Below are 26,242 nucleotides of genomic sequence, written 5' to 3'. Positions count from 1 at the left end.
GGGCTTTATTTAAGAGCTAGGCTTTATTGAAGAAGTATCTGGCCTACACTTACCTTTTGTTACAGATAAGTATAAAGGAGTTCATCATGACCGATATAACCGCTCTGCTAGGCAGTGACGCCGAGAGTTTGCTTAACCACACTTGTCAGGGTGTTCGTCGTGAGGATTTGCATCTGCCGGGCCCGGATTTTATCGACCGTGTTATGGCCGATAGTGATCGCAGCCCAGCGGTATTGCGCAATATGCAGGGTTTCTTTAACCATGGACGCTTAGCGGGCACTGGCTATCTTAGCCTGCTGCCGGTGGATCAGGGTATTGAGCACTCGGCGGGCGCCTCTTTCGCGCCTAACCCGCGCTACTTCGACCCGGCCAATATCGTTGAGCTGGCCCTCGAAGGGGGCTGCAACGGCGTCGCATCAACGCTTGGGGTTCTCTCTTCCGTGGCGCGGCGCTATGCCCACAAAATCCCGATGATGCTCAAGTTGAACCACAACGAAACGCTGAGCTACCCAGCGATATACGACCAGACCTTATTTGCCGATGTGGAGCAGGCCCACGATATGGGCTGCGTGGCGGTGGGGGCGACGATCTACTTTGGCTCCCACGAGAGCCGTCGGCAAATCATGGAGATCAGCGAAGCCTTTGAACGCGCCCACCAGTTGGGCATGGTCACCGTGCTGTGGGCCTATCTGCGCAACCCGGCCTTCAAGCAGGATGGCACCGATTACCATGCCGCCGCTGACCTCACCAGCCAAGCCAACCATATGGCGGCAACCCTTAAAGCGGATATCGTCAAACAGAAACTGCCTGAGAATAACGGCGGCTACAAAGCGGTCGGTTTCGGGCATACCCACGATAATGTTTATAGCAAGCTGACGTCTGATCACCCCATTGACCTGGCCCGCTATCAGGTCGCTAACTGCTTTATGGGCCGTGCTGGTTTGATCAACTCCGGCGGTGGCTCCAAAGGGCACTCCGATCTTGGTGAAGCGGTACGCACGGCGGTGATTAATAAGCGCGCCGGGGGTATGGGCCTAATCTCTGGGCGTAAGGCGTTCCAGAAACCCATGCAGGAAGGCGTTGAACTGCTGCACGCTATTCAGGATGTCTATCTTTCTACTGATGTGACGGTTGCCTAATGGCGAGCTATTGGCTAACCGTAGACCTTAGTGAGCACCGGCAAACTTGATGAATATTAATTAATATTAAATAATTGTCGTATCAGAATGTTTAAAACGGCATACGCTTAAGGAGCTATATTATGAGTGGAAAGCCCGCAGCACGTATTACTGACCTTACCGCGTGCCCTATACCAGGGCACGGCACCAACCCGTTGGTAACTGGCTCGCCTGATGTTTTTTACGATAGCTTGTCTGCCGCAAGGTTAGACGATAAATCTGCTTGTGGTAGCCCGATTACTCACGAAGTTTCGTCTACCGTATTTGTAAACAGTAAGCCAGCCGCTGTCCTGAGCAGTGTTGGTGCCCACGGTAATGTAGTCATCACCGGTTCGGGAACCGTGAACATCGGTAAGTAGTTGTTTCCGCATTACCGAGGAGCCAAAAGCCCTCATACCGGTGACCGGTATGAGAGGTGCTTTTTAGATAGTTAGCTATCACTTTAGGTAAAGTGTGCCTTTGCCCACCACCGTTGCATTACCGCCCACCGTCACGAGGCCTGGCTTGATCTCGCCATTGGCGGCGGTACGGATAACGCTGGGCCGCCCCATCTCAACGCCCTGATGAATCTTGTACTGCAAGGCGTCTGGCTGGAGGGATGCTAAATAGCCGGTCAAGGCGGCTGCGGCGCTACCCGTAGCGGGGTCTTCGCAAATACTGGCGTGCATACAAAACATGCGGCTGCGTACAACTGTCTCTACCCCGTCGTGTTGTTCAATCACGTACAGATAAACCTGCTCGGCACTGCTAGGCACAACAGCACTCGCCCAGGTGGTCGTAGAGATGTGTACGTTCTCTAACGCGGCCACGTCAGTGAGTTCAATTAAATGAAAGGGCAGTCCGAAGGAGGCAATGACCGGATCGCCCACTACCTGATGAATGTCTAATCCCAACAGCTCAACGGCAGTGATGCGATCAATCGTGCTGTCTTTCAACATCGCGGGCTGGGCAGTGGTAAACGTTGCCCTTTCTTGGTTATAGCTAACGGCTAGCTCTCCGATAGGGGGGTGAAGCACAACGCCTTGCGCGCGGTTTACTAGGCTCAGCTCCGCGAGTAAATGCGCGGTACCTACCGTCGGGTGGCCTGCAAAAGGCAGCTCGCGCGTTGGTGTGAAAATCCGCATCGGATAGTGATTCGGGCCAGTGGCAGCACTGACAAACACCGTTTCAGCCAAGTTCAATTCATTGGCCAGCGCCTGCATGGTGCTGGTCTCGAGTCCTCCAGCATCTAAAAACACGGCCAATGGATTGCCGGTAAACGGCTGATCGGTAAAAACGTCGAGCAGGTAATACTCAGCGGTTTTCATGGTGACCCCTTTTATTAAAAGATGCGTGTTTCCAAAAAGCTTTATGACCCTCTTTTTGCGCCTGCTCTCGGGTAATACCAACATCTTCTAGCAGCCGGTCATCCAGCGCCAGTAGCTGACGGCGGCTACGGCGATAGTGACGATAAGAGTGAAACTGGCAGCGCAACTGATAGCGAAGCTGAGTAAGGCTAATGCGTGGCATGGCGACTCTCCTTGAGTGCTGTGTGCCTTACAAGATTACTCAGTGACGTCGTTACGATACAGATATAGGTTTTTATATTTTTTGGATACAGACGAAGTGCTTTTCTTCTCTGTATGGGCTATAAATAAGCATCTGTATTGTTTCTGTGTTTCGAGAGGGTCGTTGTCATGACGCGCTATGAAGAAGTTGCCACCATTTTGCGCGAGCGTATTGAGCATGGCATTTACCGCGTGGGGGATCGCTTGCCCTCTATTCGTGCAGTCTGCCAGGAGCTGGACGTCAGCATTTCAACAGCTCAGGAGGCCTATCGCCAACTGATGGATGTGGCATTGATCGAGTCGCGTCCCAAGTCTGGCTACTTTGTGCTGCCAAGCCGGGTGCCCTCGGTGTTGCCTTCGGTCTCAAGGCCTGCCCAACGCCCGCTTGATATTTCCCAATGGGATCAAGTCCTAGAGCTGGTTGCCACCCAACGGGATGATGAGCGGCTGCTATTAGGCCGTGGCATACCTAATCTTGAGTATGAGACGCTGCGGCCTCTGTCGAAAATTCTCGCTGGACTGCATCGCGGCAATGACCTGCATGGGTTTAACTACGACAAGCTGAGCGGTAGCCCCGAGCTTCGTCAGCAGGTAGCCCGACTGGCGATTAACTCTGGCTGTTTGCTGCACCCGGACGACATCATGGTGACCACTGGCTGTCAGGAGGCGCTAGCCATTTCGCTGCGCACGCTCACCCAGCCTGGCGATGTGGTGGCGGTGGACTCACCCAGCTTTTACGGCACCATGCAGATTCTCAAGGCCAACGGCTTAAAAGCGCTGGAAATCCCCACCGACCCACAAACGGGCATCAGTTTGGAAGCCCTTGAGCTGGCATTGGAGCAGTGGCCTATCCGGGCAATACAGGTCACGCCGACCTACAACAACCCGCTGGGCTACACTATGCCTGAAGCACGCAAGCGGGCACTGTTTCAGATCGCCCAGCGTTTTGATGTGGCGATTATTGAAGACGATATCTACGGTGATTTGTCATTTACCCTGCCCAGGCCACGTACCGTGAAATCCTTCGATGACGATGGCCGCGTCATGCTATGCAGCGGCTTTTCCAAAACAGTGGGGCCAGGGCTAAGAGTGGGCTGGCTGGCGCCGGGCCGCTACCGGGATCAGGCGCTGCATATGAAGTACGTCTCCACCGGCGCCTCGGCCACGCTGCCGCAACTGGCCGTGGCGGAGTTCGTCGCCAAAGGCCACTACGAGCGCCATGTCCGTTACGCCACCCGCCAGTATCAGCGCCAGCGCGATATTATGATTAGCTGGGTGCAGCGCTATTTTCCTGAAGGGTCTGGCATCAGCTACCCGCAGGGGAGTTTTCTGCTCTGGGTAGAGCTGCCCGCCGCAGTGGACTGCGTGCGCCTAAACGAACGCTTGGCAAAGCGAGCCCTCCACGTCGCACCAGGGTCGCTATTTTCAGCCTCGGGCAAGTTTCGCCAGTGTTTGCGCTTGAACTATGCGTTTACGTTAACGCCTGCTATCGAAAGCGCCGTGCGCACCGTGGGGGAGCTTGCTTGCGAGATGGTGGAGGAGGCGCAGGCGCATGAAGTGGGTGTAGGGTAAGTAGTGTTCCTTTCAGTTAGCTGGAAAGGCCGCCAGTAACGAGTCGGTAAGTGTTGGAGGAGGATTGGCTCCGGTCAGAATGGTGGCGACATGGGCATTCTCAGGCCACTGATCACGCATGGTATAGGCGGCTGCCAAGCCAAGAGCGCCTGCGGGTTCCAGTAGCAGCCCCAGATGTTCCAGACCAAGGCGCATGCCGTCTTCGATGCTGGTTTCGTCCACCAGCCAAATGTCATCGACTAGGTCGCGCATATCCTCCAGTGCCTCGATAATAGGAGCGCGAACCGCCACACCATCTGCCATGGTATCCACTCGATCATTAACAACGAGCGTACTGCGCTTCCAACTTTGCCAGGTGGCATCCGCGCCTTGAGGGCAGATGCCGATCACCCGGGTGGCGGGTGAAGAGGCTTTGAACCAGCGGCCTACGCCGTTTATCAGTGCGCCATTCCCAAGGGGCACCAGCAGCGTATCGAATGTGTCACCGTGGGCGAGCATTTCGACCGCAATAGTGCCTGCGCCCTCGGTAATCTCGGCTTGTCGTCCATCCTCTACAAACAAGCTTCCGTGTTGTTGAGCAAAGCGAGCCGCTGCCTGTTTGGCTTGATCAAAGTCCTCTCCCGCACTGATGACCTCCGCACCTAGTGCGCGAATACCGGCGATTTTGAGTGGGTTAGCGTTTTCAGCGACAAAGACGCTGAGGGGCAGCTCGTGCTGCTTGCAGGCATGCGCCAGCGCTAGCCCCCAGTTACCGGCGCTGGCGCAAACCAGCGGAGCAGGCTTCTCTTGCTGAATATGGTGGGAAACAAAATGGTCGGCACCGCGCCCTTTGAAGTTGCGCAGGGGGTTGAGCGTTTCGACCTTCAGTGTCATGGCGACCCTTAACGTGGTATCGAGAGAGGGAGAGCGATACTGTGGGGTTGCCAGGAAGGTGGGGTTGATGCGTCTGGAGGCAGCGGCAATATGCTCCAGCTTGATGCGGTGCTCGCTGCGCTGGGGGGCAATTAGCTCGGCATGGTGAGCGATAGGCTGCAAATCCTCCTGGCGCTCTATCCGATCCACCATTAGCACACCATCAAGATGGTCTACCTCATGCTGGATCAGTTCGGCCAGTGACGCTGAAAGGCGATTCCAGTGGCAGGCTTTGCCTCTATCGTCCTGGTAAGTCAGGCTGATGCTGGCGTGGCGCCTAACATTGGCAATATGGTTGGGCACGCTCATGCAGTCGTCCCATACCGGTTGCGTCTCTTCGCTTCGCCAGACAATAACGGGATTGATCAATGTAAACGGGCGGCCTCCCAATTGAACCGCCACGATGCGTAACGGCTCGCCTATTTGAGGGGCAGAGAGGGCACGGCCAAAGCCGGTTCGCGCTTTGAAATCGGCAAGCGTGGCATGCAGTTCGGTAATCGCCTTTACTATATCGGAGGTGATTTCTTCTATTGGCTGGGAAGCGGCTCTTAAGCGTGGGTCGCCCTCGGTCAGGATCGTGCGTACTTGGCTCATGGTGTTGTCTCCGCCTGTATGGTTAAGTCTTTGCTTGAGTTGCGTTAGCTTAACGGGCAAGACCTTTTTACTGGCCGCATATCCTAGCGGGCCATTGCGGGGAGACTGCATAATGAGTGACCAAACTGCGGGCGAGCGGCCCGCGGAGCAATTGGATGATTTTGATCGTCGGATTTTGGCTATTTACCAGCACGATACGCGCGTGACGGGGGAGAGTATCGGGCAAGCGGTTGGTTTGTCGGCGGCGGCGGTTCAGCGGCGGCTCAAGCGGTTAAGGGCGCGGGGTGTTATTGTTCAGGAGGAGGCGCGGCTAGATGCGAAAGCACTAGGCTTGCCAATTACCTGTATCGTCGGTGTAGATCTCGAATATGAACGCAACCAGCATGTCGACGAGTTCAAGCAGCGGATGCGGGAGCACCCCAACGTGCAGCAGTGCTATTACGTGACAGGGAGTATGGACTTCGTTTTGATAGTGGTGACCCGTACGCTGCAGGAGTACGAAGACTTCACCCGGGAGGCGCTGATGGAGCACCCTAATGTGCGCTCGTTCACAACCCTGGTTTCCATGGACGTAGTCAAATCGGGATACGCGCTGCCTTTATGAGTTGTGGGTATGGAAATTGATGTTCTAAGCAAAGCCGAGGAACAGGGCCAGCGAGCGGTTAATCATTACCATGGTGCTGTCGTCGAGGTGACCGAAAGGCTCGCCTAGCTTGTCACGTTTTACCGTCATGGGTTTATCCACCATGACCTGGGATCGCTTTTGCAAGCCGTTTTCCGACGTAGGCAATACCTCAATGCGCATCAGTGGCGCATCAATGAGGGTGCTTGAAAGCAAGAGCACGGTGACAGTCGCGGTGGAAGAGAATTGATCGGATTGTATGACCAGTGCTGGGCGCGGTTTGCCAAACTCCCCTGGCGGGGCAACCGTCATCAGATCTCCGCGCCTCATGCTTTCCACCTCATACTTTCGGTGATTTTCTGCCTTAGACTTCCCACTCGTCATCCACATCTAGCAAAGTAGCATCCATGAGGTCTTGTAGATCGTGGTCAGCATTGTCTGCTTTTGCCACTGTTTCGCACTGTCGCTTTATCTCTTCGCTAAAGCCGGGACGCCGCGTATCCGGCACCCAAATTTGAATAGGGCGCAGCCCAGACGCCCTAAGCGTTGCGCGGTGCTTCTGCACACGATCATTGATGTCGGAGGCAGTCATGGTGAAAGCTCTTGGTTGTTGTGTTACATGTAACAGCTTAGTTGCCTTTCTTCTATTTGCAATATCGACATCAAGGGTTACCTAATAAACGGGTTGCGTGGGTCTGTATAAAGGCAAAAGCGATGTTGGGCCGCATCCTTGCCCCCTTCAATCTGATTCATATCGTTTGATCAGCGAAATCTCCCATTTTCGAGGTATCCATGCGTCGTCATGCTCTTACCTATCGCACGTTCGGAATGCCACTGGAAACATTGAAAATGGAAACATCGGATGTCCCAGGCCTCAGTGAAGACAAACTCAGGGTTCGGATGTTGTACGCCCCTGTTAATCCGTCTGACCTCATTCCCATCACCGGTGCCTATTCACACCGTGTAAGGCTTCCCGCTGTCGCTGGTTACGAAGGGGTGGGGTGTGTTATTGATGCTCCGCAAGAGTATTCCAGCCTGATCGGAAAGCGTGTGCTTCCATTACGAGGCGATGGTACCTGGCAGACGATTGTGGAGTGTGATCCCGCTCTTGCAGTGCCCGTTCCCGATACCATTGCTGACGACGTTGCCGCACGCGCCTACATTAACCCCTTGGCTGCCCTAACCATGCTTGAAACGTGGCCCGTCGAGGGGAAGCGTGTGCTTCTTACTGGAGCGGGTTCGAACTGTGCTGAATACCTTGGGGCATGGGCATATCAATACGGCGCCAAGGAAGTCGTTGGCATATATCGTTCCGACAGCAGAGTTACCCGCCTGAAAAAGCTTGGTATCAAACCGGTATCTATCCAAAATATGTCCCAGATCTCCTCTGTGGCCCGTGAGACGGACATCGTGTTTGACGCTTTAGGAGGGCCCGTTGCGGCAAATATCTTGCAACTAATGGCACCGGGAACGAGGTTTATTGCTTATGGGCTATTAACGGGGCAGGCGATTCAGTTGGCGTCCAAGCCTGGCGCTCACTATAAACGGTTCCACCTGCGCGATAGTTTGGCCGGAATGCCTGCAGAAACCTGGCAGCGTAAATTCTTAGCTATCTGGGGCCTTTTAGGCCAGACAGAGCTGCCGAATTATCAAGTCTTTCCCAGCCAAGAGTGGCGCCAAGCTATCGAGATGGCGCTTTGCCCGAGTAGCCAGAAAGTAATTTTAGATTTCGCTGATCTGGCGCCTCATGATAAGTGACTTATTTGGAACGAATAAAAGCAACTTATTATCAAAAGATGATGTTGCTGCCCGCCACCGGCGTCAAACGGCCATGGTCGATAATCGGGCCGGTTGGCTGGCCTCCTGGGGCGCCTCCCAGGGGCTCAACACTGACGGCTAAATCGGCGCTGAATAGCTGTGCGCGCAGCTCGGCACTGGGCTCCAGGCGATGACTACCTTGATCAGGTAATAGGCCAAGCGAAATGGGCGTGCCATCGGCGATCAACCATAGTTCACCGGTCTGTTCGCTGTCGACCTGGGTCGGTTGAACCGCTTGCACGATCAGCTCTCCCTCTTGAGTCGCGCTAATGATCCAGCCTGGCGTGCGTGATTCGTCCTGAACAACGAAGACCGCCTCTCCCTGTGATGGTAGGGTCAGTTCAGCTTGTTGCCAAAGAAGGCCCAGCGCTACCGCAATGACCCCAAAACTGGCCGCCATGGCCTGCCATGCGCCCAGGCGTTGCCACCAGCGCAGAGGCGAGGCCCCAGTTGCCTGGGTAATGCGCTGCCAGACCTCCTTGGGCGGTGTCTTAGGATCCAACTGTTCGTTGAATAAGTGCAGATATTCCCGCCAATCTTCCACGTCATTACGTAGGTCATGGCTGACAGCCAACAGCGCTTCAAAGCGTGCTTTCTGATCGCTATCCAATACGCCCAGCACGTACTCGCCAGCCGCTAAGTGGCGGTCGTCAGGGTCGCTTAAATCCCATTGGTTAGACATGTTTTTAACCTCTCAAGTCCACGGCGGATCCAGCTTTTGACGCTGCCCAGCGGTTGGGACAGAGAGTTAGCAAGCTCGCTGTGAGTCATGCCCTGAAAATAGGCCATCTCCATTAACTGACGCTGATGGCGACTGAGTGTATCAAGGCAGTCTTTAAGTTTAGCGTTTTGCTGATGACTGATGCTGTCATCCTCAGGATCGTCGGTGCCTAACAGGGTAGCCAATAAAGGTTCATCGGTGGTGGTGTCCTGGGGCTTTTGGCGGCGCAGCCAGTCGATGCCAATATTGCGGGCGAGTGTGGAAAGCCAGGTCATTGGCTTGGCTCGCGTGGCGTCGTATTGATCGGCAGCATGCCAGACTCTGATAAACACATGTTGCAGACAATCCTGTGCGGCACCTTCATCTCTTACTATACGCAGCAACTGAGCATATAGATGCGCACTGGAGACACGATAGAGGCGCTCGAATGCGCTGCGGTCGCCCTGGGCGCAGCCGTTTAGTTGCTCAACAAGATATTGGTGGCGTTGCGTAGCATCTAGCATTCAGGCATCTCTGCACAGTAAACCGAATCGTCAGTCTTGGTGAGTCAGCCGTTGAAGGCAATAGGAGAGGTCTCAGCGGTGAATAAATATTGTTGAGATAGTTGCATCCACTCGCTACCTGGCGCCGTAAGTGTTAGTGAGCTTGCATTGTTGAGCTCTGTTAACAACAACCAGGAGATGCCCCAATGAAACTTAAACTTCTTACTGCTAGCCTTTGTGCCGCTGCCCTATACACGAGTGTAGCTGTTGCTGCTCATGGCCCCACCACAGTAGGCGGCTCTAGCATGCTTCCTGAGCGCAATATCATCGAAAATGCGGTGAATTCGGGTGACCATGAAACACTCGTCGCCGCCGTTCAAGCGGCTGAACTGGTTGATGTGCTGCAAGGCGAAGGCCCTTTTACCGTATTTGCCCCCATTGATGATGCTTTCGCAAAACTTCCCGATGGCACCGTGGATATGTTGCTACAGCCTGAAAACCAAGCGCAGTTACAAACCGTATTAACGTACCACGTGGTGCCTGGCAATCTGACCCGAGAAGTATTGTTAGAACAGGTAATGGAGAATGACGGCACGGTAGCGTTTAAAACCGTGCAAGGTGAGTATCTCTCCGTTATGCGCAACGGCAACAACTTGATGGTCATGGATGCTCAGGGTAACAGTGCCAATATCACGGTCGTCGATGTAGCGCAGGCGAACGGCGTTATCCACGTGATTGATAGCGTGTTAATGCCCTAAAGTTTCAGCTCATATCGGATAATGTCATTTATTCTTTTGAGGTTACATTTGCCCACCGCCTGGCTTGCTAGGCGGTGGTTTTTTGTCGATCAGATGGCCGCACAAATCCTTCTCGGGCGCGAGCTGCTTGTTCGCGAACGACACATCCTTCCGTGTGATCATTAAGCAGCCCCATGGCCTGCATATAGGCAAACGCGGTGGTGGGGCCAAAAAATTTCCAGCCGCGTTTTTTTAACTCCTTGGCAAGGGCGACGGATTCGGGCGAGGTAGTCTGGGTTTGTGGCTCTGCTAACTCGGTTGGCTCATAGCGCCAGAAGAACGCCGCCAATGAGCCTTCCTGCTCGACCATTTCCTTTGCACGTTGGGCGTTGTTGATGGTTGCTTCGATTTTTCCACGGTGGCGAATAATCCCCGCGTCTTGAAGTAAACGTTGCACGTCGTCTTCGCCAAAGCGAGCGACTTGGTGGAAATCGAAGTGGTGAAAGGCGGCGCGAAAATTCTCGCGTTTGTTGAGAATCGTGCGCCAGCTTAAGCCTGACTGAAAGCTCTCCAGGCACAGCTTCTCGAACAGCCGCTGATCGTCGTCTACCGGAAAGCCCCACTCGTTATCATGGTAGGGCAGAAACTCTGGTGCGCCGCCACACCACTGGCAGCGAGGATGCCCGTCAGGGGCGATAAAGTCGTTGGTCATCAGCTACTCGCTTCTTAAACAGGCCCTAATCAAACCATTCCTGGGCGGTACGCCATAGGCACATGCCGATAAAATAAACCGATGTAATGCCCCACCCCCACAGTGCCCATAGAGCGTGCTCGGGGCTGGATAACACCAGTGATGTGGCGCATACACACCACACCAGCGTGACGGCGATATTGAGCGGCATGAACTGGCGCACCCGAAATGGGTGGAGGAACTTCATTTTAGTCACGGTGAGAATGGCCAGCAGTACGATAGTGGCAAAGGTGACGAACGGTGGGAAATCGAGAATATAAAAATAGGCGGCGGCGATGTTCCAAGCGGCAGGAAAACCAACAAAGTAATTATCCCGACTTTTCATATTGGTATTGCAGAAACAGAACATCGATGACAACAGAATAATAAACACCGATAGCAGCCCTAAATAGGGCGGTAATTCAATAAAGTAGTAAATAAATAGGGCGGGTATAAAGGCCCAGGTCAGATAGTCGATGACCATATCGAGGGTTGAACCATCGAAATGGGGCAGTATGGCCTTCACTTCATACTTACGCGCCAGGGTGCCATCGATACCATCGATCATCATCGCGGCGCCTAGCCACAGAAGGCAGGCAACCGGGTTATCGTCGACCAGTGCGAGCAACGCCATTGTACCGAGCAGCACACCACTGGCGGTAAATATATGCACGCTCCATGCTTTACATCGTGAGGCGCGGGATTCTGTGTGCGAAGAAAGAGATTGAACCACGTTGACCCCATTGGGAACGTGTTGTCCCCTTTGCGTTTGGTGAATAGATAAGCCTGTAAAGAAAGATACACTACTACAGGAATGCTTCCAGAGAATACGCCAAGTGCATCCATTTATGGCAGGGTGGGTCTTGGTTTATCAAGGTAATGATTATGAGTCATCTCTTATTGCCAAATAAGCGTCGCTTAGCCATCTACCTGCCTCCATCAGCTCGTATTCCGTTGAACCTGCATAGCCAAGCACTAAACCTGAATGTTTGTTTCCAGAGAGGTAATAGCGAGAAAGTGGCGAAAGGGTAATGCCCACTTTGCCAGCGCGCTCAACGAGCTGGTCTTCTTGCGCACGGGTATTGAGCCTGGCCAACAGATGCATACCGGCATGACCATCAGAAAGCTCAAGCCCTTTGGCTACCGCAGGCGCTAATGCCGTTCGTAAGCACGCCTGTCGTTGACGATAAGCAGTCCGCATGCGGGTGATGTGGCGTGTAAAGTGCCCGTTGGCAATAAATTCAGCAAGCGCTGATTGTACGGGGTAGTTACCTTCGCGGTGCAATCGCGCATGGGCGTGCCTAAAGTCTTCGGCGAGCGTGATGGGGAGTACTAGATAGCCTAAACGTAAGCCGGGATAGAGCACTTTACTGAAGGTGCCGACATAGATAACCGATGTCTGCTCCGCGAGCCCCTGTAGCGAAGGTGTGGGCGGTGTATCGTAGCGAAACTCACTGTCGTAATCGTCTTCAATGATCCAACTGCCGGTGCGGGAAGCGTGCTCAAGTAATGCCAGCCGTCTGGGAACTGGCATGGTAACGCCACTGGGGTATTGGTGGGAGGGTGTGACATAAATAAGCCGAGGTGCTGTCGCATTCGCGGGAGCGAGTGAAGGATTTAGCCCTTCTCGATCTACGGGAATCGGCGTTACCGTTAAGCCTGACGCCAAAAAACAGGCCTGGGCGCCGCCGTAACCCGGCTCCTCCATCCAAACAGAATCACCATGATCGGTGAGTAGTTGAGTAATCAGTTCAAACGCCTGCTGGGCGCCTTGGGTAATCACGATCTGCTCCGGCTGGCAGCGCACGGCACGGGAAAGCCGCAGATAATCACAAAGGGCCGTTTTCAGTTCAGGTAGCCCGCCATTGGTTTGATAATCCATCCATGCTGTCTGTGCGTGATAGTAATGACGACGCAACAGGCGCTGCCACTGCTCGCGGGGAAACAGGTCGAGTGCCGGGACGCCTGGGGCAAAGGCGCGATGTCCCTGGCTTAACGTTCCACTCAGCGCTAACAGCTTGTTGCCCCGCGTTGAGTAGCGAACCGGCGAATGCGGTGGAAGCTCGGTCTTGGTTAACAGCGTGGGTAGGTCGGCCACATAGAGCCCCGCCCCCTGGCGGGAAATCAGCAATCCTTCCGCCAGTAGCCTATCCATGGCGGCCAGCACCGTATTGCGGCTAACACCCAAAGCGCGGGCCAAGTGGCGGGAAGAGGGCAGCGCATCCCCTGCCGTTAGCTCACCGTGTTGAATCCACTCTTTAAGCGAGCCATAGAGCTTCCGAACAAGCGTGGCAGCTTCATGCGTGTTTAGCCTGAGTGCTAACGCTTCCACTACCCAGTCGCTTGCAGCGTCTCGTCGTTTCACTGGTTCTCTCAATTTAGCCATAAGTGGCTCTTTATCGTAGACCACTATAGCGGCAAGCTGGGGTTAATCACCACACTCAAGGAGCATCCGTTATGGCTAACATTCGTTCGGCAGTACTCAGTGACTTAGAACCTCTTAGTGCATTACTTGATGGCTATCGCCAGTTTTATGCACAACAGAGTGATATTCAGGCGGCGCGTGATTTTCTGCGCCAGCGCATGGGACTCGGGGACTCGTTTATTTTGGTGAGCGAAACCAGTGCAGGAGAACTCACTGGCTTTGTGCAGCTTTACCCTGGGGTTTCCACGGTGGGCTTAAATGCGCGCTGGACGCTGAATGATCTCTTTGTGCTACCCGACTGCCGTGAAAAAGGCACGGGACGAGCGTTAATGGAAGCCGCCACTCAGCTAGCCCACGATCACGGCGTCGCACGTTTGATATTAATGACGCAGGTAGAGAACGAGCGTGCCCAGCGCCTTTATGAATCGTTAGGCTGGCAGCGCAATACCGCGTTTTATGGTTATTTGCTGGACGTGAAATAAGGGGAAAACGATGAGCAATGAGCATCAATCTGCAGTGCTGGCATTTCCTCCTGTAAAGCCTGCCTCCATGGCCACCGCGATGTACGACAAGCTTTGTTATCACACCGATGCCTGGGATGTGGCGCAGGACTTGGCTAATGGCATTAGCGACATTGTCGTGATCGATACCCGCAGTTTTGAACACTACTGTGCCGGACATATTCCTGGGGCGATAAGTCTACCGCACAAGGAAATGACACCAGAGCGCTTGGCTGAACTAGATAATACGTTGGTCTATATCGCTTACTGCGATGGCATTGGCTGCAATGGCTCAACCAAAGGTGCTTGGAAGATGGCAAGTGCTGGGCTGCAGGTAAAAGAGTTGCTCGGAGGGTTGGATTTTTGGCGTCGAGATCAACACCCCATCCAAACAGGTACGCCACAGGGAAGCTTGTTGAATGCAGTGCCTGTAGCGTGTGGGTGTTAGCTCGCTTCGTATTTTAAATTAAGCGAGCTTCTGTTTTGAAGGCATGATGAATAATAAGCGATTTGTTGAAACGTAAGCTGCTCAGTTAAAGGTGGAGAACTGGATTGAGAACTACCGATTCTTAAACTGCTGCTCATCCATTAATGGGCATTGTTTTGTTTGCCCAGAATGGTATTGCTCAATTGATGTCTCTAAATGTTTGGCGTTGGCTTGAGAGCTGAGTAAGTAATCACTCTCTGGCAACCTACATACATCCACCCATTCTGCATTGACTAGCTCGGCCAGTCGCTTGGGGCTTAGACGTACGGCGCTATTGGATGAGCCCGCCGCAGGGAGGACTTCGTCATAGGCGTGGAGCGACTCATCGCAGTAAACCGGCAGGTTTGTGGCGAGGCCGAAGGGGCAAACGCCGCCGACCGGGTGGCTGGTGAGTTCCATGACGGTTTCAGCATCGAGCATTTTAGCCTTACCGCCGAAGGTGTCGCGAATCTTGCGGTTGTCGATACGCGCATCGCCACTGGCGACAATCAATAGCGGCTTTTCACCGACTTTGAATGCCAGGGTTTTGGCAATTTGGCCTGGGGCGACGCCATGGGCGTCGGCGGCCAACTGCACCGTAGCGGTGCTGGTATCAAGTTCTTCGATTTTTATATCCGGCGCGTGCTCGGCAAAAAACTGGCGAACGGTCTCTATGCCCATTGTGGTTCCCCCGGTTATTAATACTCGTTGCTAACATTGGACAGTTAAATGGTTAATCTAACGTGCCGTTGGTGCATTAGCCAAGCCACTGGGGTGTCGTAATCTTTGCGGGCGTGCGCTGCATGATGATGTCGCCATGGCGCACCGAAAGCAGCACCTCGCCCTGGGTGCGCAGCACGCTGTAGTCATCTTCGCCGTCTAACAGGTTGAAACTAGCGGGTTTACCTACCTCAATGCCGTAACGCGCTTCGATATTCATTGTGCGGGCGCTGTTGTCGGTGATCAGAGAAAGCGCTTGGCTGAAATCCTGATAGCCCATCATTTGGCAGATATGCAGGCCAAAATCCAGCGTGCGTAGCAGCTTGCCGTTACCTAGCGAGTACCAGGGGTCGAAGATGGAGTCCTCGGCAAAACAGACGTTGATACCCGCTGCGTTGAGTTCTTTTACCCGGGTTACGCCGCGCCGTTTCGGATAGGTATCAAAACGCCCCTGCAAATGAATACTTTCGGTGGGGCAGGAGACAAAGTTAATGCCCGAGCGCTTGAGCAGCAGGAATAGCTTGGAGCAGTAGGCGTTATCATAAGAGTGCATGGCCGTTGTATGGCTGGCGGTAACGCGGCTGCCAAGATCGTTAAATAGTGCTTCGCAGGCTAATACTTCGAGAAAGCGCGAATTGGGATCGTCGATCTCGTCGCAGTGAACATCCACCAAACGGTCATACTTGATCGCCAGTTCGATGACCCGCTTCATGGAAGCGACGCCCAGCTCGCGGGTGTATTCGAAATGGGGAATGCCGCCAACCACATCGGCGCCAATTTCCAGCGCCTCTTCCAGCAGTTTGTCGCCGCCGGGGTAGGAGAGCAGGCCATCCTGTGGGAAAGCGACTACCTGGATATCGATTTTATCCTTTAGCTCATCGCGCAAGGCGCACAGGGTTTTGATGCCGATCAGGCTGGGGTCGCTGGTATCGGCGTGGGTGCGCACAAACTGAACGCCGTTGCCGATTAGCAGGTTTAAGGTTTTCAGGGCGCGCTCGCGAATATCCGCTTCGGTGAGCATCGGCTTACGCTCGCCCCAGCGCTCAATGCCTTCAAATAGGGTGCCGCTCTGGTTCCAGCTAGGCTCGCCTGCCGTAAGGGCGGCATCCAAATGAATATGCGGCTCGATAAAGGGCGCACAAACGAGTTTGGCGCCCGCATCTATTTGCCCTTCGCTCGCGGTTTGCGGCGCCTCCTGGGCGGTAATCGCAGTGAACGTGCCGTTTTCGATATCTATACGATAAAGCTCAGGGCGCTGGCGAAGACGGGCGTTAATGATCTGCATAGGCATATAAAAAACGGCTCACTTATTGTTTAGCAGTAGAGGGAAGCGTATCGCTCAGCGTAGCGTGGTTTAAACGCAGCAGCACGGCATAGCTTCCCGCGGCCACCGCGACACCCACCAGCGGGGGGAGTAACGGGGAGACGTAGGCAGCTCCAGCCCCCAGCGCATACGCAGCTAACCCCCGGCGATTGAAATCGGGTAGCGCAGCGGACGAAAGCGACGGGTAGCGGCCTTTATGTTTAAGCCAAAAGTCCGCCATGATGACGCCACCCATGGGTGGGATAAAGGTGCCGAGTAACACTAAAAATGGGATAAGAAGGTTATACATGCCGCCCACCGCCAACACGGTGCCAATGGCCGCCCCACCTACCGTCACTAAGCGGCGCTTTTCGGTACGTAGCAAGTTGCAGCCCGCCACGGCGAAGTTGTAAATGGTGTTGTCCTGGGTTGTCCAGATATTTAAAAACAGCATCAGCACGGCGATGGTGACAAAGCCCTGAGCGATCAACACATCCACGATATCCGCCTGCTGGTAAATCATGGTGCCCAGGGCGCCAGTCAGTACCATTAAACCGTTGCCCACAAAAAAGGCCGCCATGGTGGCAATGACGGCGATTTTCGGCGTCTTGGCAAAACGACTCCAGTTAGTCGCCTGGGTGCCGCCGCTGATAAAAGTGCCGATGATGACGGTAATCGCCGCCGCCACGCTCATGCTTTCTGTCGGCGTTTGCTGGCTCAATCCCGCGAAGCCACGCACATCCACCAGCCCAGTAAACAGACTGATTAATATAAATAGCATCATGGCAGGGACGGCAAAGCGGGAGAGCCAGTCCATACCTTTATAGCCAATCATGGCCGTCACGCAGAAACCGAAACCAAATAGCACCATTAAGGGGATTTCCAGCCATTCAGGCATCCCGGTGGTGCGTACTAACACTAGCGCAATCGTCGCGGTGCCCCAGGCGTACCAGCCGATCTGGGTAAATCCGAGAATGAAATCAGACAGCTTGCTGCCCTTCTCGCCAAAGCAAAAGCGCCCCATCAGCACTGAATTAAGCCCGCTTTTACAAGCGATATACGCAAGTGCTGCCGCGTAAGCCCCCAGCAGTAAATTGCCGATTAGAATGATCGATAGCAGTTGGCCAATCGGAAAGGCTTGGCCTAACGTGCCGCCGGCCCACATGGTGGCGGTGAAAAACGTAAAGCCGAGCAGTACCGCTGAGGTGGAAAGCAGGCCTTTGCGGGCGCCGATAGGAACCTCTCTGAGCGGGTAATCAGACTGGTGCATCATGACCTCCTAACATAGATAAGCGAACCTGTTAGCTACTTGCTGTTAGCTACTTACATAGCAAGAGATATGCCAAAAAGCCTAGATCAATAAGAATGATTTCGCTTGTAATGTTTTTAAGACATGCCCGCTCTTTTTAATGATACTTTAGTGATTAAAGCCTAAATGATTTTATACGCTTAGCGAAGCAATAGAGTGGTCAAAAAAAACCAGTCGAAGAAGCAACTGCTCATCGCAATTACACTAGATAGGCCTGCTGTAGCTATAGCCATAAAGGAACCGGAGTACATGCCAGAACCCCAGCATAGGAATGCGTCACTGCCTGCGGCTAAACTTCCTTGGCATCATACCCTGGTAGGTAAGGTGGTGATGTTTATGCTGATGGGCGTGTTGTTTGCGTATTTAACGGGGGCGCTGTCGGGGTTTTTTATGGTTGAACGTGGGGCGCGGGAGCAGTGGTTGCGCGAAGCGCAGGTGAATGCCCAGATAGTGAGTGCGACTATTAGGCGTATTTATACCTCAGTGGCGGTTAAGACAGATGGTACTGGTCAGGTCACGCAGATTATCTCCGAACGTCCCATTGGGGATGAGGAGTCCGTTCTGGAAACGGGGTTTAGTCCGGTGGACGTATTGGCGCTGGCCAGTGCACAAACACGCAACAATGTTTGGCTATTGACCAAGTCGTCGGATGGTTCACTTGATGTAGTGGCGGATGCGCTAAATCCACCATCAGATCCGACAGCTAGCCTGACGGTCAGTTCATGGGAAAACAGCGAAGAAGCTGATGATTTTTATGTAGGCTTTGCCCAGGTTGGTGATGCAGAGCATTTTATTAGTTCGCTGCCCATTGTGACTGCTGATGGTCAATTATTGGGCGTTTTAGTGGCTACTATAGGCCAGAAAGAAGGGTTGTATCAGATGCGTAATGATCTGATCAGCAAAGCATTTATGGCGCTGTTGGTGGTGTTGATCGCAACAGCCCTGTTAGTGACTATTTTAATGCGTCAGTTATTTACCCCTGTGCCGGTATTAATTAGGTCGCTCACTGACATCGCTAAAAATCAGACCGCAAGCAGTACACCTTACACTGATCGTAACGATGAGATCGGCCGGATGGCAAAGGCCATAGATGGGCTTCGCAAAAAAGTCATTGAGCGTGAACACTTACTTGAAGTTAAAGACGAAGCGCTACGCTTTCAGCACCTTGCTCATCATGATGAGCTAACCAAATTGCCCAACCGCGTGCAATTAAATAACGCGTTAAAAACTGCTGTGCACTCACTGCTTCAAGGCGACGTATTTAATGTCCTGTTGTTTGATCTTGACCATTTTAAAGCAGTTAACGATAGCCTAGGCCACGCGGCGGGTGATGCTCTGCTCGTTGAAGTCAGTCAGCGGGTGCAGGGGCTACTTACCCATAATGATTTGGTGGCGCGCCTTGGCGGCGATGAGTTTGCCATCATTCAACGCGTCGTGGGTAGCGCCACCAATGAGGCAAAGGTGCTGGCAGAAGCGATTGTGTCTACCCTGCGTGAACCGTATCAGTTTAATAGCCAGGAAATTAACATTGGCGTAAGTGTTGGCATTGCCACCGCGCCAGTCGATGGTCGCAATAGCCACGATCTGCTTCGTCACGCAGATCTGGCGCTCTATGCGGCCAAGGCGAAAGGGCGCGATCGCTGTATGCACTATGCCGCAGGGATGACAATGGATTCTGGGATCATCGAAAAAAGGTAAGCCTATGAAGTGGCTAGTAGCGGTATTAGTGAGTAGTGCGATGTGGCAAGGTGCCGCCGCTAATGAGCAGGTCGCCGCCTCGCCTACTTTGTCGCGTATTGCATCGGCTGGTGAGATTGCTGTCGGCCATCGTTCCAGCGAAGTGCCCTTCTCCTACCTGGTAAACGACCAGCCTACAGGTTACGCGATTGACCTGTGTTTAAACGTCATCGAAGGCCTGGAAGAAACATTGGGCTTGGGTGATCTTAAGATAAATTACGTGCCGGTAACGCCTGCTAATCGATTTATATTAGTGCGTAATGGCGAAGTGGATATCGAGTGTGGCGTAACCACCAACACCCCTGAACGTCGCCGCCAAGCCGCTTTTTCATACCCTCATTTTCTGACCGCGACACGCTATGTATCCCTCGCCGAGCAGCATATGGACAGTGTGCAGGATTTGGCGGGCCGCAGTGTGGTGTCAACAACGGGCACTATCAATATTGCCCAGCTCAACGAACTCAATCGCACCGAGAGGCTGAATATATCGGTAATGCTAAGCCGTAATCATGAAGAAGCGTTTGCTATGGTGGCTTCAGGACAGGCATCCGCGTTTGTGATGGACGAGATTTTGCTGGCAGGGTTAGTGTCATCAGCCACTGAGCCTGCTGCTTTTCATATTTCTCAAGCAACCTTAAGTAGCGCTGAGCCGTACGGCATAATGATGCCGCCTGACGACCCTGTTTTTGTTGAGATGGTTAATAAAGAGCTGCGCGATATTTATCAGAGTGACACCATTCAAAACTTGTATGAAAAGTGGTTTTTACAGCCACTCCCGCCTGATGGTCGCGTGTTGAACCTGCCGCTTGGACCAAAGCTTGCCGCTATCTTCGCCAATCCCGAACAGCACGTGGAATAGATGAGGTGTTTAATGCGCAGGAGTTTCTTGTTTCGCTGGGGTAGCTTACTGGGAATGGTAGTGATGCTAGCGGGAGTAAACGCACACGCCACCACCGTTATTAATACGCTTGAGCGCATAGAGAAAACAGGCACGTTGCGTGTTGGCTATGGTGATACGGCGCCATTCTCTTATGAAGACCAGCAAGGCAATGTAGTGGGCTATTCCATTGATATCTGTCAGCGCCTGGCCCAACGATTAGCAACACAATTGAGGCTTCCCTCCCTTGATATTGTGTATGTGCCTCGTACGCCAAGTAACCGGGTACAACTCCTCAATAGCGGCGATATCGATATTGAGTGTAATGCCAGTACGAATACCCAAGAGCGGCGGCAGAGCGCGCAGTTTGCACTTAGCCACTTCTTTGTGTCGGTGCGCTATGTGGCACTGAAAACGAGCGAGTTTACCACTCTGGAAGACTTGGCCGGGCGTAGCGTGAGCGTGGCGCGTGGCACCGTCAATGTCAGCCAAATCAATCAGGTAAATCGAGAACGGCAGCTGAACTTGTCGGTCGTGCCAGTAGAGACATTGCAGGAAGCGTTTGATTTAGTCGCTGATGGGCGCGTAGCGGCTTTCGCGATGGATGATATATTACTGAGCACAATGATTGCTGAGTCCGATCACCCTGACGCTTACGCGCTTTCCGAAGAAGCCATAAGCAAGACAGAGCCGTTAGGCTTTATGGTGCGACGAGGGGATAACGATTTTGCTGAGCATGTGAATAAAGCCCTCACGGAGATTTATACCAGCTCTGAGATGCCTTTGATTTACCAACGCTGGTTTCAGCAGCCGCTACCTGGAAAAGGAATTACGCTTAACGTACCGATGAGCGATGCATTGGTTGAGCATTTTATTGCCCCTCGCGACGTGACTTTAGATTAAAGATGCTGAGAGCAAAAGGGGGAAGAAATACCCCCGAGCAATTGATCTAAACATAGTTTTTAAATGCCCATGTCTATAGTTATCAGCGCCTTAAGCTTGGGTCTAGCCTCATGCCGTTTGAGTGCTGAATAAACCACGCATTAACGTTTCCACGATACCGCTGCTCTCATCGGCCAGAGAATGCTGCTGGGGATCCTGTAGCCAGTCAAAACAGACACCAATCAAAAAGCCATGAAATTGTCGTCGGGCGCTGGCTGGGGTTAGGTTAGCGCGTAAAGTGCCGGCTAGTTGTGCCTGTTCAAACAAATGCTCTACCTGTGCCTCTGCATGCTCAGAAAGTCGAGTGATCATGCAGATCCTTGGGTGCTCATCTTCCAATTTCTCGCAGCGGTGTAGCACGATAGTGGCTGCTCGCTGCAGCGGTAAATCGTGACAAATGCCGGCGAGTGATCGTTGGGCAATATCGTGCAGGCATTCGATCGGTGTCGCGCCTAGCTGCTGTACCGCATCATCAACGATTTCATCAAGTGGAATACGTACTCGCTCCAATAATGCATCAAAGACCGCTGCTTTATCCTCAAAGTGCCAATAGATCGCCCCCCGGGTCACCCCGGCCGCTTGGGCGATATGTGCCAGCGTAGTACGTGAAACGCCTTGAGCCATAAAGGTGGCTTCCGCAGCGTCAAGAATCGCCTCGCGGGTACGCTCAGCGTCAGCCTTACGACGGGACATAGCGGCTCCTATTAATAAAATTCGCAGTATTTTGGCAGCGATGGATAGCAAAGTCGCCAGTTGGTGATTATTATACACTTCACTGACATTCATGAATGTCAGTGAAGTGTATGTTACTGACTTTATTTTCTGAAGGCCGGTTTGAAAATCCGCACTGTCCGCCATCAAGGAGCCACTCGTGCCCGTTACTTTTCTTCGTTCACTGCCCGTCATACTGGCCCTGCTCGTGCTAACGGGCTGCGAGCAACCCCAGGCGCAGTCAGCAGATACCACACGGCCAGTAAAGTTGATCACCTTGCAGTCAGCCAATGCCGCGGCCTTGCGGCAGTTTCCGGCGCGGGTGGAAGCCTCTACGCGCAGCAATTTGTCATTTCGCATGGCCGGGGAACTGCTGGAGCTCAATGTTAGCCCCGGCCAGCAGGTGAGCGAGGGTGAGGTGATCGCCCGCATTGATGATCGCAATGTCCAAAGCGAGCTTGATAGCGCCCGCTCACGCTTGGAGCTAGCCGAGGCAACCCTGGAACGCATGCGCTATACCCTGCAACGTGGGGCGGTGAGTCAATCCCAGTTTGATGAGTCGCAGAGTGAGTGGCGGGCCGCGCGAGCCACGTTTGAGCAGGCCCAAGAGCAGGTCGAACATACCAAGCTACGCGCCCCTTACGACGGCGTGATAGCCCAAGTACCGGTGGATAACCGCCAGATTGTGCAGGTTCAGGAGACGGTCGCGGTGATCCAGCAGCCAGGGCAGCTAGACGTGGTCTTTCATCTGCCCGAACAGATCGTGCAACGCATACCACGCAGCAATGGAGCGCCCTTCGGGGATGCATTGGCGTTTGAAGTACGTTTTGGCAATAGCGATAAACCTTATCTCGCCCAGCTAGCCTCCTATACCACTCAGGCCAGTGCGCAGAGCCTGGCTTATGAAGTCACGCTCACGCTGCCCCAGCCGGACGATATCACCCTGTTGGATGGCATGAGTGCTAACGTGCGCTTGGATTTAAGCACTCTACAATCCGGTCAAGCTGTTCCGCTTTGGCGCCTTCCTCCAGACGCCGTGAGCTATTCAGGCGATAACCCCGACCAGGCCCAGGTTTGGCGCTTTATTGAATCCCAAAGCGTCGAGGCGGTGCCGGTTGAGGTAGGTACCCTAACCTCTCAGGGGCTTGAAATTACCGGTGATTTATCAGCGGGCGACCGTATTGTGGCAGCTGGAGCCCACCGCTTAACCACGGACACCAAGGTGACGCCGTGGGAAAAAGAGCAGGGGCTTTAATATGGTCGACTACTTCTTACGCCACCGCGCCGCCAGCTATTTAATGACCGTGGTGCTGCTAGCGGGCGGCGCGCTATCATTTTTAGGCATGGGGCAGCTGGAGTTCCCCGAATTTACTATCCGCAATGCGCTTATCACCACGCAGTACCCCGGTGCGACGCCTGAAGAGGTCGAGCAGGAAGTCACCTCGACGCTAGAAGAATCGATCCAGGAGATGTCGTCAATCAAGCGGGTAAGCTCGGTGAGCTCCGATGGCCTATCGCAAATCACCGTTGAGCTCTATAGCACGGTACAAAGCGAAGAGCTTGAGCAACTGTGGGATTCGCTGCGCCGTAAAGTGCAGGACGCCCAGGCTGCGCTACCGCCAGGTGCGAGTCAGTCCCGCGTTAACGACGATTTTGGCGATGTATTTGGCTTTATGGTCAACCTGACCGGCGATGGCTATAGCATGCCGGATCTTGCGGATCACGCTGACTTTCTCAAACGCGAACTTGCGCTGGTTAATGGGGTCGCGAAGGTATCTCTGAGCGGGGAGCACGAAGAGCGCATCTATATTGAAGTTGATCGCGAGCGCCTGCGTGCACTCAATATCCCCCTTTCTCGCCTGCAGCAGTTGCTTGAGACTCAGAATGCCGTGGCGGATTCAGGACATCTTAAACAGGATGGCCGTCGTTTCCGTATCACGCCGACGGGCAGCGCAGCGAATATTGAAGATCTGCGTGCGCTGATTGTCAGCGAGGGCGATGGCGAACTGGTGCGGCTAAGCGATATTGCCGATGTATACCGCGAACTGGCGGAGCAGCCCCAGCAGCTTTACCGCGATATGGGTAGGCCGGCGATCTCGTTGGGCGTCTCTTTTGAAAGCGGTGTCAATGTGGTTGAAGTGGGGGAACGGCTACAGCAGCGTCTGGCTGAACTGCAAACCCGCACGCCACTCGGCATGGAGTTGAACGTCGTTTACGACCAACCTCAGGTGGTCGATGAAGCGGTGTCGGGCTTCTTAATGAGTTTGCTGCAGGCCGTAGCCATTGTCATCGTGGTGCTGATGCTATTTATGGGTTGGCGCAGTGGCCTGTTGATGGGATTTATCCTACTGATCACCATTGTCGGCACCTTTATGCTAATGCGCTTTCAAGGTCTGCAGCTCGAAAAAATCTCGCTGGGGGCGCTGATTATCGCCCTCGGCATGTTGGTGGATAACGCCATTGTAGTTACCGAAGGCATGCTGGTGGGGCTTAAGCGGGGTCAAAGTATCCGTGATTCAGCGCACCAAGTGGTTAGCCAAAACGCCTGGCCCTTGCTGGCGGCTACGCTGATCGCGATTGCGGCCTTTGCGCCCATCGGTTTATCGCCAGACACCACCGGTGAGTTTATCGGCTCGCTATTTTTCGTGCTGCTCTACTCACTGCTGCTGAGCTGGATCACGGCGCTGACGTTAACGCCGTTCTATTTCAAGCTGTTTTTCCGCAATGTTGCTCCCGGTGACGGTCAGGAGGATCCCTACAAAGGTGTGGTTTATCGGTTTGTAGGCCGCGTGATTATCGCTGGTATTCGTTGGCGCTGGTTAACCTTGGCGTTGATGGTGGCGGTGTTGGCGGGTGCGGTGGTCGGCTTTGGTTCGGTTAAGAATGCCTTTTTTCCGGCCTCGAATACGCCGATCTTTTTTGTCGATTACCGCACCCCGGAGGGCACCGATATCCTCGAAACCCAGCGCCGCGTTAGCGAGCTGGAAGAGAGCGTGATGGAGATGCCGGGGGTTCGTCACCTGACTACCACCGTGGGCGGCGGGGCGCAGCGCTTTACCCTGACTTATTCGCCGGAAGACCGCTACGCAAGCTATGCGCAGTTGATTGTCGAAACCGACGATAAAGCGACCCAGCACGACCGCATGGCCGACGTTGAGAAAGTGCTGGAGCGCGATCATAGCGATATCGACTATAAAATCGCCCCGCTAGAAGTTGGCCCCGCGCCAAAAGCCAAACTAGAGGCACGCTTCTACGGCAGCGATCCAGCGGTGCTACGCCAGTTGGGTGACCAGGTAGAGGCCATGTTCCGTGATACGCCGCACATGACCAGCGTGCGCACCAGTTGGCGTAACCGCGTGCAGGTGATTGAGCCCGTCTTTCTTGAGGATACCGCGCGCAGGTTGGGTGTCTCCCGTGAAGACCTGGCCAGCACTCTTGCCCTGAGTACTAGCGGCAGCCAAGTGGGTGTGTATCGCGATGGCAGCGACCTGATACCAATAGTGGCGCGGGCAATCCCCGAGCAGCGTCACGATGTGGATAACCTTGGCTCACTTAACGTGTGGAGTGATGAGCAAAGCCGCTATATCACCGCCGATCAAGTGATCAGCGATATCACCACCCAGGCGGCCGACCCGCTGATTATGCGCCGTAATCGCGAGCGCATGCTGGCGGTGTACGGCGAACCTGACCCGTTAAGCGGGGTGACCGCCGCCAGTGTATTGGCCGAGATTCGCCCTAGAGTGGAAGCGATAGATCTACCCTCGGGTTATCGGTTGGAGTGGGGCGGTGAATATGAAACCGCAGGCGAAGCGCAAAGCGGGCTATTCGCTTCGCTACCGCTGGGCATCGTGATGATGTTTATTCTTACTGTGGTGCTGTTCAATAACTTCCGCCAACCGCTGGCCATTTGGTCACTGGTGCCATTAACCATTATTGGCGTCGTCGGCGCGCTGTTGCTCACGGGTATGCCGTTTTCGTTTATGGCACTGCTGGGCACGCTAAGCCTGATCGGTATGGTGATCAAGAATGCCATTGTGCTAGTTGAGGAGATCAATGTGCAGCTACCGCTGCATCAAGACCGCTACCATGCCGTGGTGCAGGCGGCGGTTAGTCGGGTTAGACCGGTGTCGATGGCCGCGTTAACCACCATGCTGGGGATGATCCCGCTGATTAGCGATGCCTTCTTCGCCAGCATGGCGGTCGCGTTGATCGGTGGCCTCGGTGTCGCCACGCTATTAACCCTAATTGTACTGCCGGTGGTTTATTGCGTGCTCTACCGGATTCGCATACACCCCGATAAATAGCCCCGTCGTTACCCGCTTCTTTGTCACATCACCGA

27 protein-coding genes are annotated in these 26,242 nt (G+C 53.9%); 13 read left to right on the top strand and 14 right to left on the bottom strand.

From position 1 onward, the window contains the following. Window positions 1-86 precede the first annotated feature (86 nt). Together J7J49_RS11270 and J7J49_RS11265 are read left to right on the top strand one after the other, a co-directional pair. Window positions 87-1,139 carry a class I fructose-bisphosphate aldolase gene (locus J7J49_RS11270; RefSeq protein ID WP_215092592.1) on the top strand — a complete coding sequence of 351 codons (1,053 nt, stop codon included), beginning with the start codon at window positions 87-89 and terminating at the stop codon, window positions 1,137-1,139. 122 nt (window positions 1,140-1,261) lie between these two features. Then, the gene (locus tag J7J49_RS11265; protein ID WP_215092590.1) at window positions 1,262-1,537 is read left to right on the top strand and encodes a PAAR domain-containing protein; all 276 of its coding nucleotides are present in this window, start codon (window positions 1,262-1,264) and stop codon (window positions 1,535-1,537) included. 78 nt (window positions 1,538-1,615) lie between these two features. Here J7J49_RS11265 and J7J49_RS11260 read toward each other — a convergent pair whose 3' ends face one another. Further along, window positions 1,616-2,485, bottom strand: coding sequence for a PhzF family phenazine biosynthesis protein (locus J7J49_RS11260; protein ID WP_215092588.1), 870 nt, complete (start codon window positions 2,483-2,485; stop codon window positions 1,616-1,618). Next, a complete protein-coding gene (locus tag J7J49_RS11255; RefSeq protein ID WP_064235327.1) occupies window positions 2,472-2,687 on the bottom strand; it encodes a DUF1127 domain-containing protein in 216 nt (71 codons plus the stop codon). Before J7J49_RS11255 ends, J7J49_RS11260 begins: the two co-directional genes overlap by 14 nt. Window positions 2,688-2,854: 167 nt before the next feature. Between J7J49_RS11255 and J7J49_RS11250 the strand changes: the two genes are divergently transcribed. Beyond that, a complete protein-coding gene (locus J7J49_RS11250; RefSeq protein ID WP_215092586.1) occupies window positions 2,855-4,297 on the top strand; it encodes an aminotransferase-like domain-containing protein in 1,443 nt (480 codons plus the stop codon). 12 nt (window positions 4,298-4,309) lie between these two features. Here the strand turns inward: J7J49_RS11250 and J7J49_RS11245 are convergent, their stop codons facing one another. Further along, window positions 4,310-5,803, bottom strand: coding sequence for a pyridoxal-phosphate dependent enzyme (locus tag J7J49_RS11245; protein WP_215092584.1), 1,494 nt, complete (start codon window positions 5,801-5,803; stop codon window positions 4,310-4,312). A 112-nt stretch (window positions 5,804-5,915) separates the two neighbouring features. On the opposite strand from J7J49_RS11245, the gene J7J49_RS11240 reads away from it, so the two are divergent. Beyond that, the gene (locus tag J7J49_RS11240; RefSeq protein WP_215092582.1) at window positions 5,916-6,407 is read left to right on the top strand and encodes an Lrp/AsnC family transcriptional regulator; all 492 of its coding nucleotides are present in this window, start codon (window positions 5,916-5,918) and stop codon (window positions 6,405-6,407) included. Between the two features lie 24 nt (window positions 6,408-6,431). Here J7J49_RS11240 and J7J49_RS11235 read toward each other — a convergent pair whose 3' ends face one another. Beyond that, a complete protein-coding gene (locus J7J49_RS11235) occupies window positions 6,432-6,755 on the bottom strand; it encodes a type II toxin-antitoxin system PemK/MazF family toxin (protein WP_215092580.1) in 324 nt (107 codons plus the stop codon). A gap of 34 nt (window positions 6,756-6,789) precedes the next feature. Beyond that, on the bottom strand, window positions 6,790-7,017 hold the full coding sequence (locus J7J49_RS11230) for an antitoxin MazE family protein (protein ID WP_215092578.1): 228 nt from the start codon (window positions 7,015-7,017) through the stop codon (window positions 6,790-6,792). Window positions 7,018-7,217: 200 nt separating this feature from the next. On the opposite strand from J7J49_RS11230, the gene J7J49_RS11225 reads away from it, so the two are divergent. Then, entirely contained in the window at window positions 7,218-8,183 is a 966-nt protein-coding gene (locus J7J49_RS11225; RefSeq protein ID WP_251048261.1) for a zinc-dependent alcohol dehydrogenase family protein, read from the top strand. A 31-nt stretch (window positions 8,184-8,214) separates the two neighbouring features. Here the strand turns inward: J7J49_RS11225 and J7J49_RS11220 are convergent, their stop codons facing one another. Further along, on the bottom strand, window positions 8,215-8,925 hold the full coding sequence (locus tag J7J49_RS11220; protein ID WP_215092576.1) for an anti-sigma factor: 711 nt from the start codon (window positions 8,923-8,925) through the stop codon (window positions 8,215-8,217). After that, window positions 8,904-9,467: a sigma-70 family RNA polymerase sigma factor gene (locus tag J7J49_RS11215; protein ID WP_064235322.1), complete on the bottom strand. Its 564-nt coding sequence runs from the start codon at window positions 9,465-9,467 to the stop codon at window positions 8,904-8,906. The genes J7J49_RS11220 and J7J49_RS11215 overlap by 22 nt, the downstream gene beginning before the upstream one ends. Window positions 9,468-9,652: 185 nt before the next feature. Between J7J49_RS11215 and J7J49_RS11210 the strand changes: the two genes are divergently transcribed. Continuing rightward, window positions 9,653-10,204, top strand: coding sequence for a fasciclin domain-containing protein (locus J7J49_RS11210; RefSeq protein ID WP_064235321.1), 552 nt, complete (start codon window positions 9,653-9,655; stop codon window positions 10,202-10,204). A gap of 67 nt (window positions 10,205-10,271) precedes the next feature. On the opposite strand, the gene J7J49_RS11205 is transcribed toward J7J49_RS11210, so the two are convergent. From J7J49_RS11205 to pdxR, 3 genes are all read right to left on the bottom strand, one after another. After that, window positions 10,272-10,895 (bottom strand): DNA-3-methyladenine glycosylase I, encoded by a 624-nt coding sequence (locus tag J7J49_RS11205; RefSeq protein ID WP_064235320.1) that lies wholly within the window; start codon window positions 10,893-10,895, stop codon window positions 10,272-10,274. Between the two features lie 25 nt (window positions 10,896-10,920). Continuing rightward, entirely contained in the window at window positions 10,921-11,646 is a 726-nt protein-coding gene (pcsA, locus tag J7J49_RS11200) for a phosphatidylcholine synthase (RefSeq protein ID WP_353047672.1), read from the bottom strand. 150 nt (window positions 11,647-11,796) lie between these two features. Beyond that, window positions 11,797-13,278, bottom strand: coding sequence for a MocR-like pyridoxine biosynthesis transcription factor PdxR (gene pdxR / locus J7J49_RS11195; protein ID WP_353048374.1), 1,482 nt, complete (start codon window positions 13,276-13,278; stop codon window positions 11,797-11,799). A gap of 92 nt (window positions 13,279-13,370) precedes the next feature. Here pdxR and J7J49_RS11190 point away from each other — a divergent pair, with 92 nt between their 5' ends. Then, window positions 13,371-13,820, top strand: a complete 450-nt coding sequence (locus J7J49_RS11190; RefSeq protein ID WP_215092572.1) for a GNAT family N-acetyltransferase — start codon at window positions 13,371-13,373, stop codon at window positions 13,818-13,820. A gap of 10 nt (window positions 13,821-13,830) precedes the next feature. Beyond that, complete coding sequence (locus J7J49_RS11185; protein ID WP_215092570.1) at window positions 13,831-14,286, top strand: rhodanese-like domain-containing protein; 456 nt, start codon at window positions 13,831-13,833, stop codon at window positions 14,284-14,286. 111 nt (window positions 14,287-14,397) lie between these two features. On the opposite strand, the gene J7J49_RS11180 is transcribed toward J7J49_RS11185, so the two are convergent. The 3 genes from J7J49_RS11180 to codB form a co-directional block, all read right to left on the bottom strand. After that, complete coding sequence (locus J7J49_RS11180; protein ID WP_251048260.1) at window positions 14,398-14,985, bottom strand: YbaK/EbsC family protein; 588 nt, start codon at window positions 14,983-14,985, stop codon at window positions 14,398-14,400. A 76-nt stretch (window positions 14,986-15,061) separates the two neighbouring features. Beyond that, complete coding sequence (gene codA / locus J7J49_RS11175) at window positions 15,062-16,315, bottom strand: cytosine deaminase (RefSeq protein WP_215092568.1); 1,254 nt, start codon at window positions 16,313-16,315, stop codon at window positions 15,062-15,064. A 16-nt stretch (window positions 16,316-16,331) separates the two neighbouring features. Then, window positions 16,332-17,597 (bottom strand): cytosine permease, encoded by a 1,266-nt coding sequence (gene codB / locus J7J49_RS11170; RefSeq protein WP_215092566.1) that lies wholly within the window; start codon window positions 17,595-17,597, stop codon window positions 16,332-16,334. Between the two features lie 288 nt (window positions 17,598-17,885). Here codB and J7J49_RS11165 point away from each other — a divergent pair, with 288 nt between their 5' ends. Genes J7J49_RS11165 through J7J49_RS11155 form a run of 3 tightly spaced genes read left to right on the top strand, consistent with a single transcriptional unit; the run spans window position 17,886 to window position 21,153 of the window. Further along, window positions 17,886-19,334 carry a GGDEF domain-containing protein gene (locus tag J7J49_RS11165; RefSeq protein ID WP_215092565.1) on the top strand — a complete coding sequence of 483 codons (1,449 nt, stop codon included), beginning with the start codon at window positions 17,886-17,888 and terminating at the stop codon, window positions 19,332-19,334. 4 nt (window positions 19,335-19,338) lie between these two features. After that, complete coding sequence (locus tag J7J49_RS11160; RefSeq protein ID WP_215092563.1) at window positions 19,339-20,232, top strand: amino acid ABC transporter substrate-binding protein; 894 nt, start codon at window positions 19,339-19,341, stop codon at window positions 20,230-20,232. Window positions 20,233-20,244: 12 nt separating this feature from the next. Further along, window positions 20,245-21,153 carry an amino acid ABC transporter substrate-binding protein gene (locus tag J7J49_RS11155; RefSeq protein WP_251048259.1) on the top strand — a complete coding sequence of 303 codons (909 nt, stop codon included), beginning with the start codon at window positions 20,245-20,247 and terminating at the stop codon, window positions 21,151-21,153. A 108-nt stretch (window positions 21,154-21,261) separates the two neighbouring features. On the opposite strand, the gene J7J49_RS11150 is transcribed toward J7J49_RS11155, so the two are convergent. Next, on the bottom strand, window positions 21,262-21,885 hold the full coding sequence (locus tag J7J49_RS11150) for a TetR family transcriptional regulator (RefSeq protein WP_064235309.1): 624 nt from the start codon (window positions 21,883-21,885) through the stop codon (window positions 21,262-21,264). Between the two features lie 178 nt (window positions 21,886-22,063). Here J7J49_RS11150 and J7J49_RS11145 point away from each other — a divergent pair, with 178 nt between their 5' ends. Together J7J49_RS11145 and J7J49_RS11140 are read left to right on the top strand one after the other, a co-directional pair. Next, the gene (locus tag J7J49_RS11145; protein ID WP_215092561.1) at window positions 22,064-23,158 is read left to right on the top strand and encodes an efflux RND transporter periplasmic adaptor subunit; all 1,095 of its coding nucleotides are present in this window, start codon (window positions 22,064-22,066) and stop codon (window positions 23,156-23,158) included. Window position 23,159: 1 nt separating this feature from the next. Next, window positions 23,160-26,207: an efflux RND transporter permease subunit gene (locus J7J49_RS11140; protein ID WP_215092559.1), complete on the top strand. Its 3,048-nt coding sequence runs from the start codon at window positions 23,160-23,162 to the stop codon at window positions 26,205-26,207. Window positions 26,208-26,242: the final 35 nt, after the last annotated feature.

Source organism: Halomonas sp. ISL-56 (genome assembly GCF_018612805.1).
Lineage (GTDB): Bacteria > Pseudomonadota > Gammaproteobacteria > Pseudomonadales > Halomonadaceae > Vreelandella.
The sequence above is the reverse complement of the archived record's forward strand: the minus strand, read 5'-3'. Positions and strand labels throughout refer to the sequence as shown.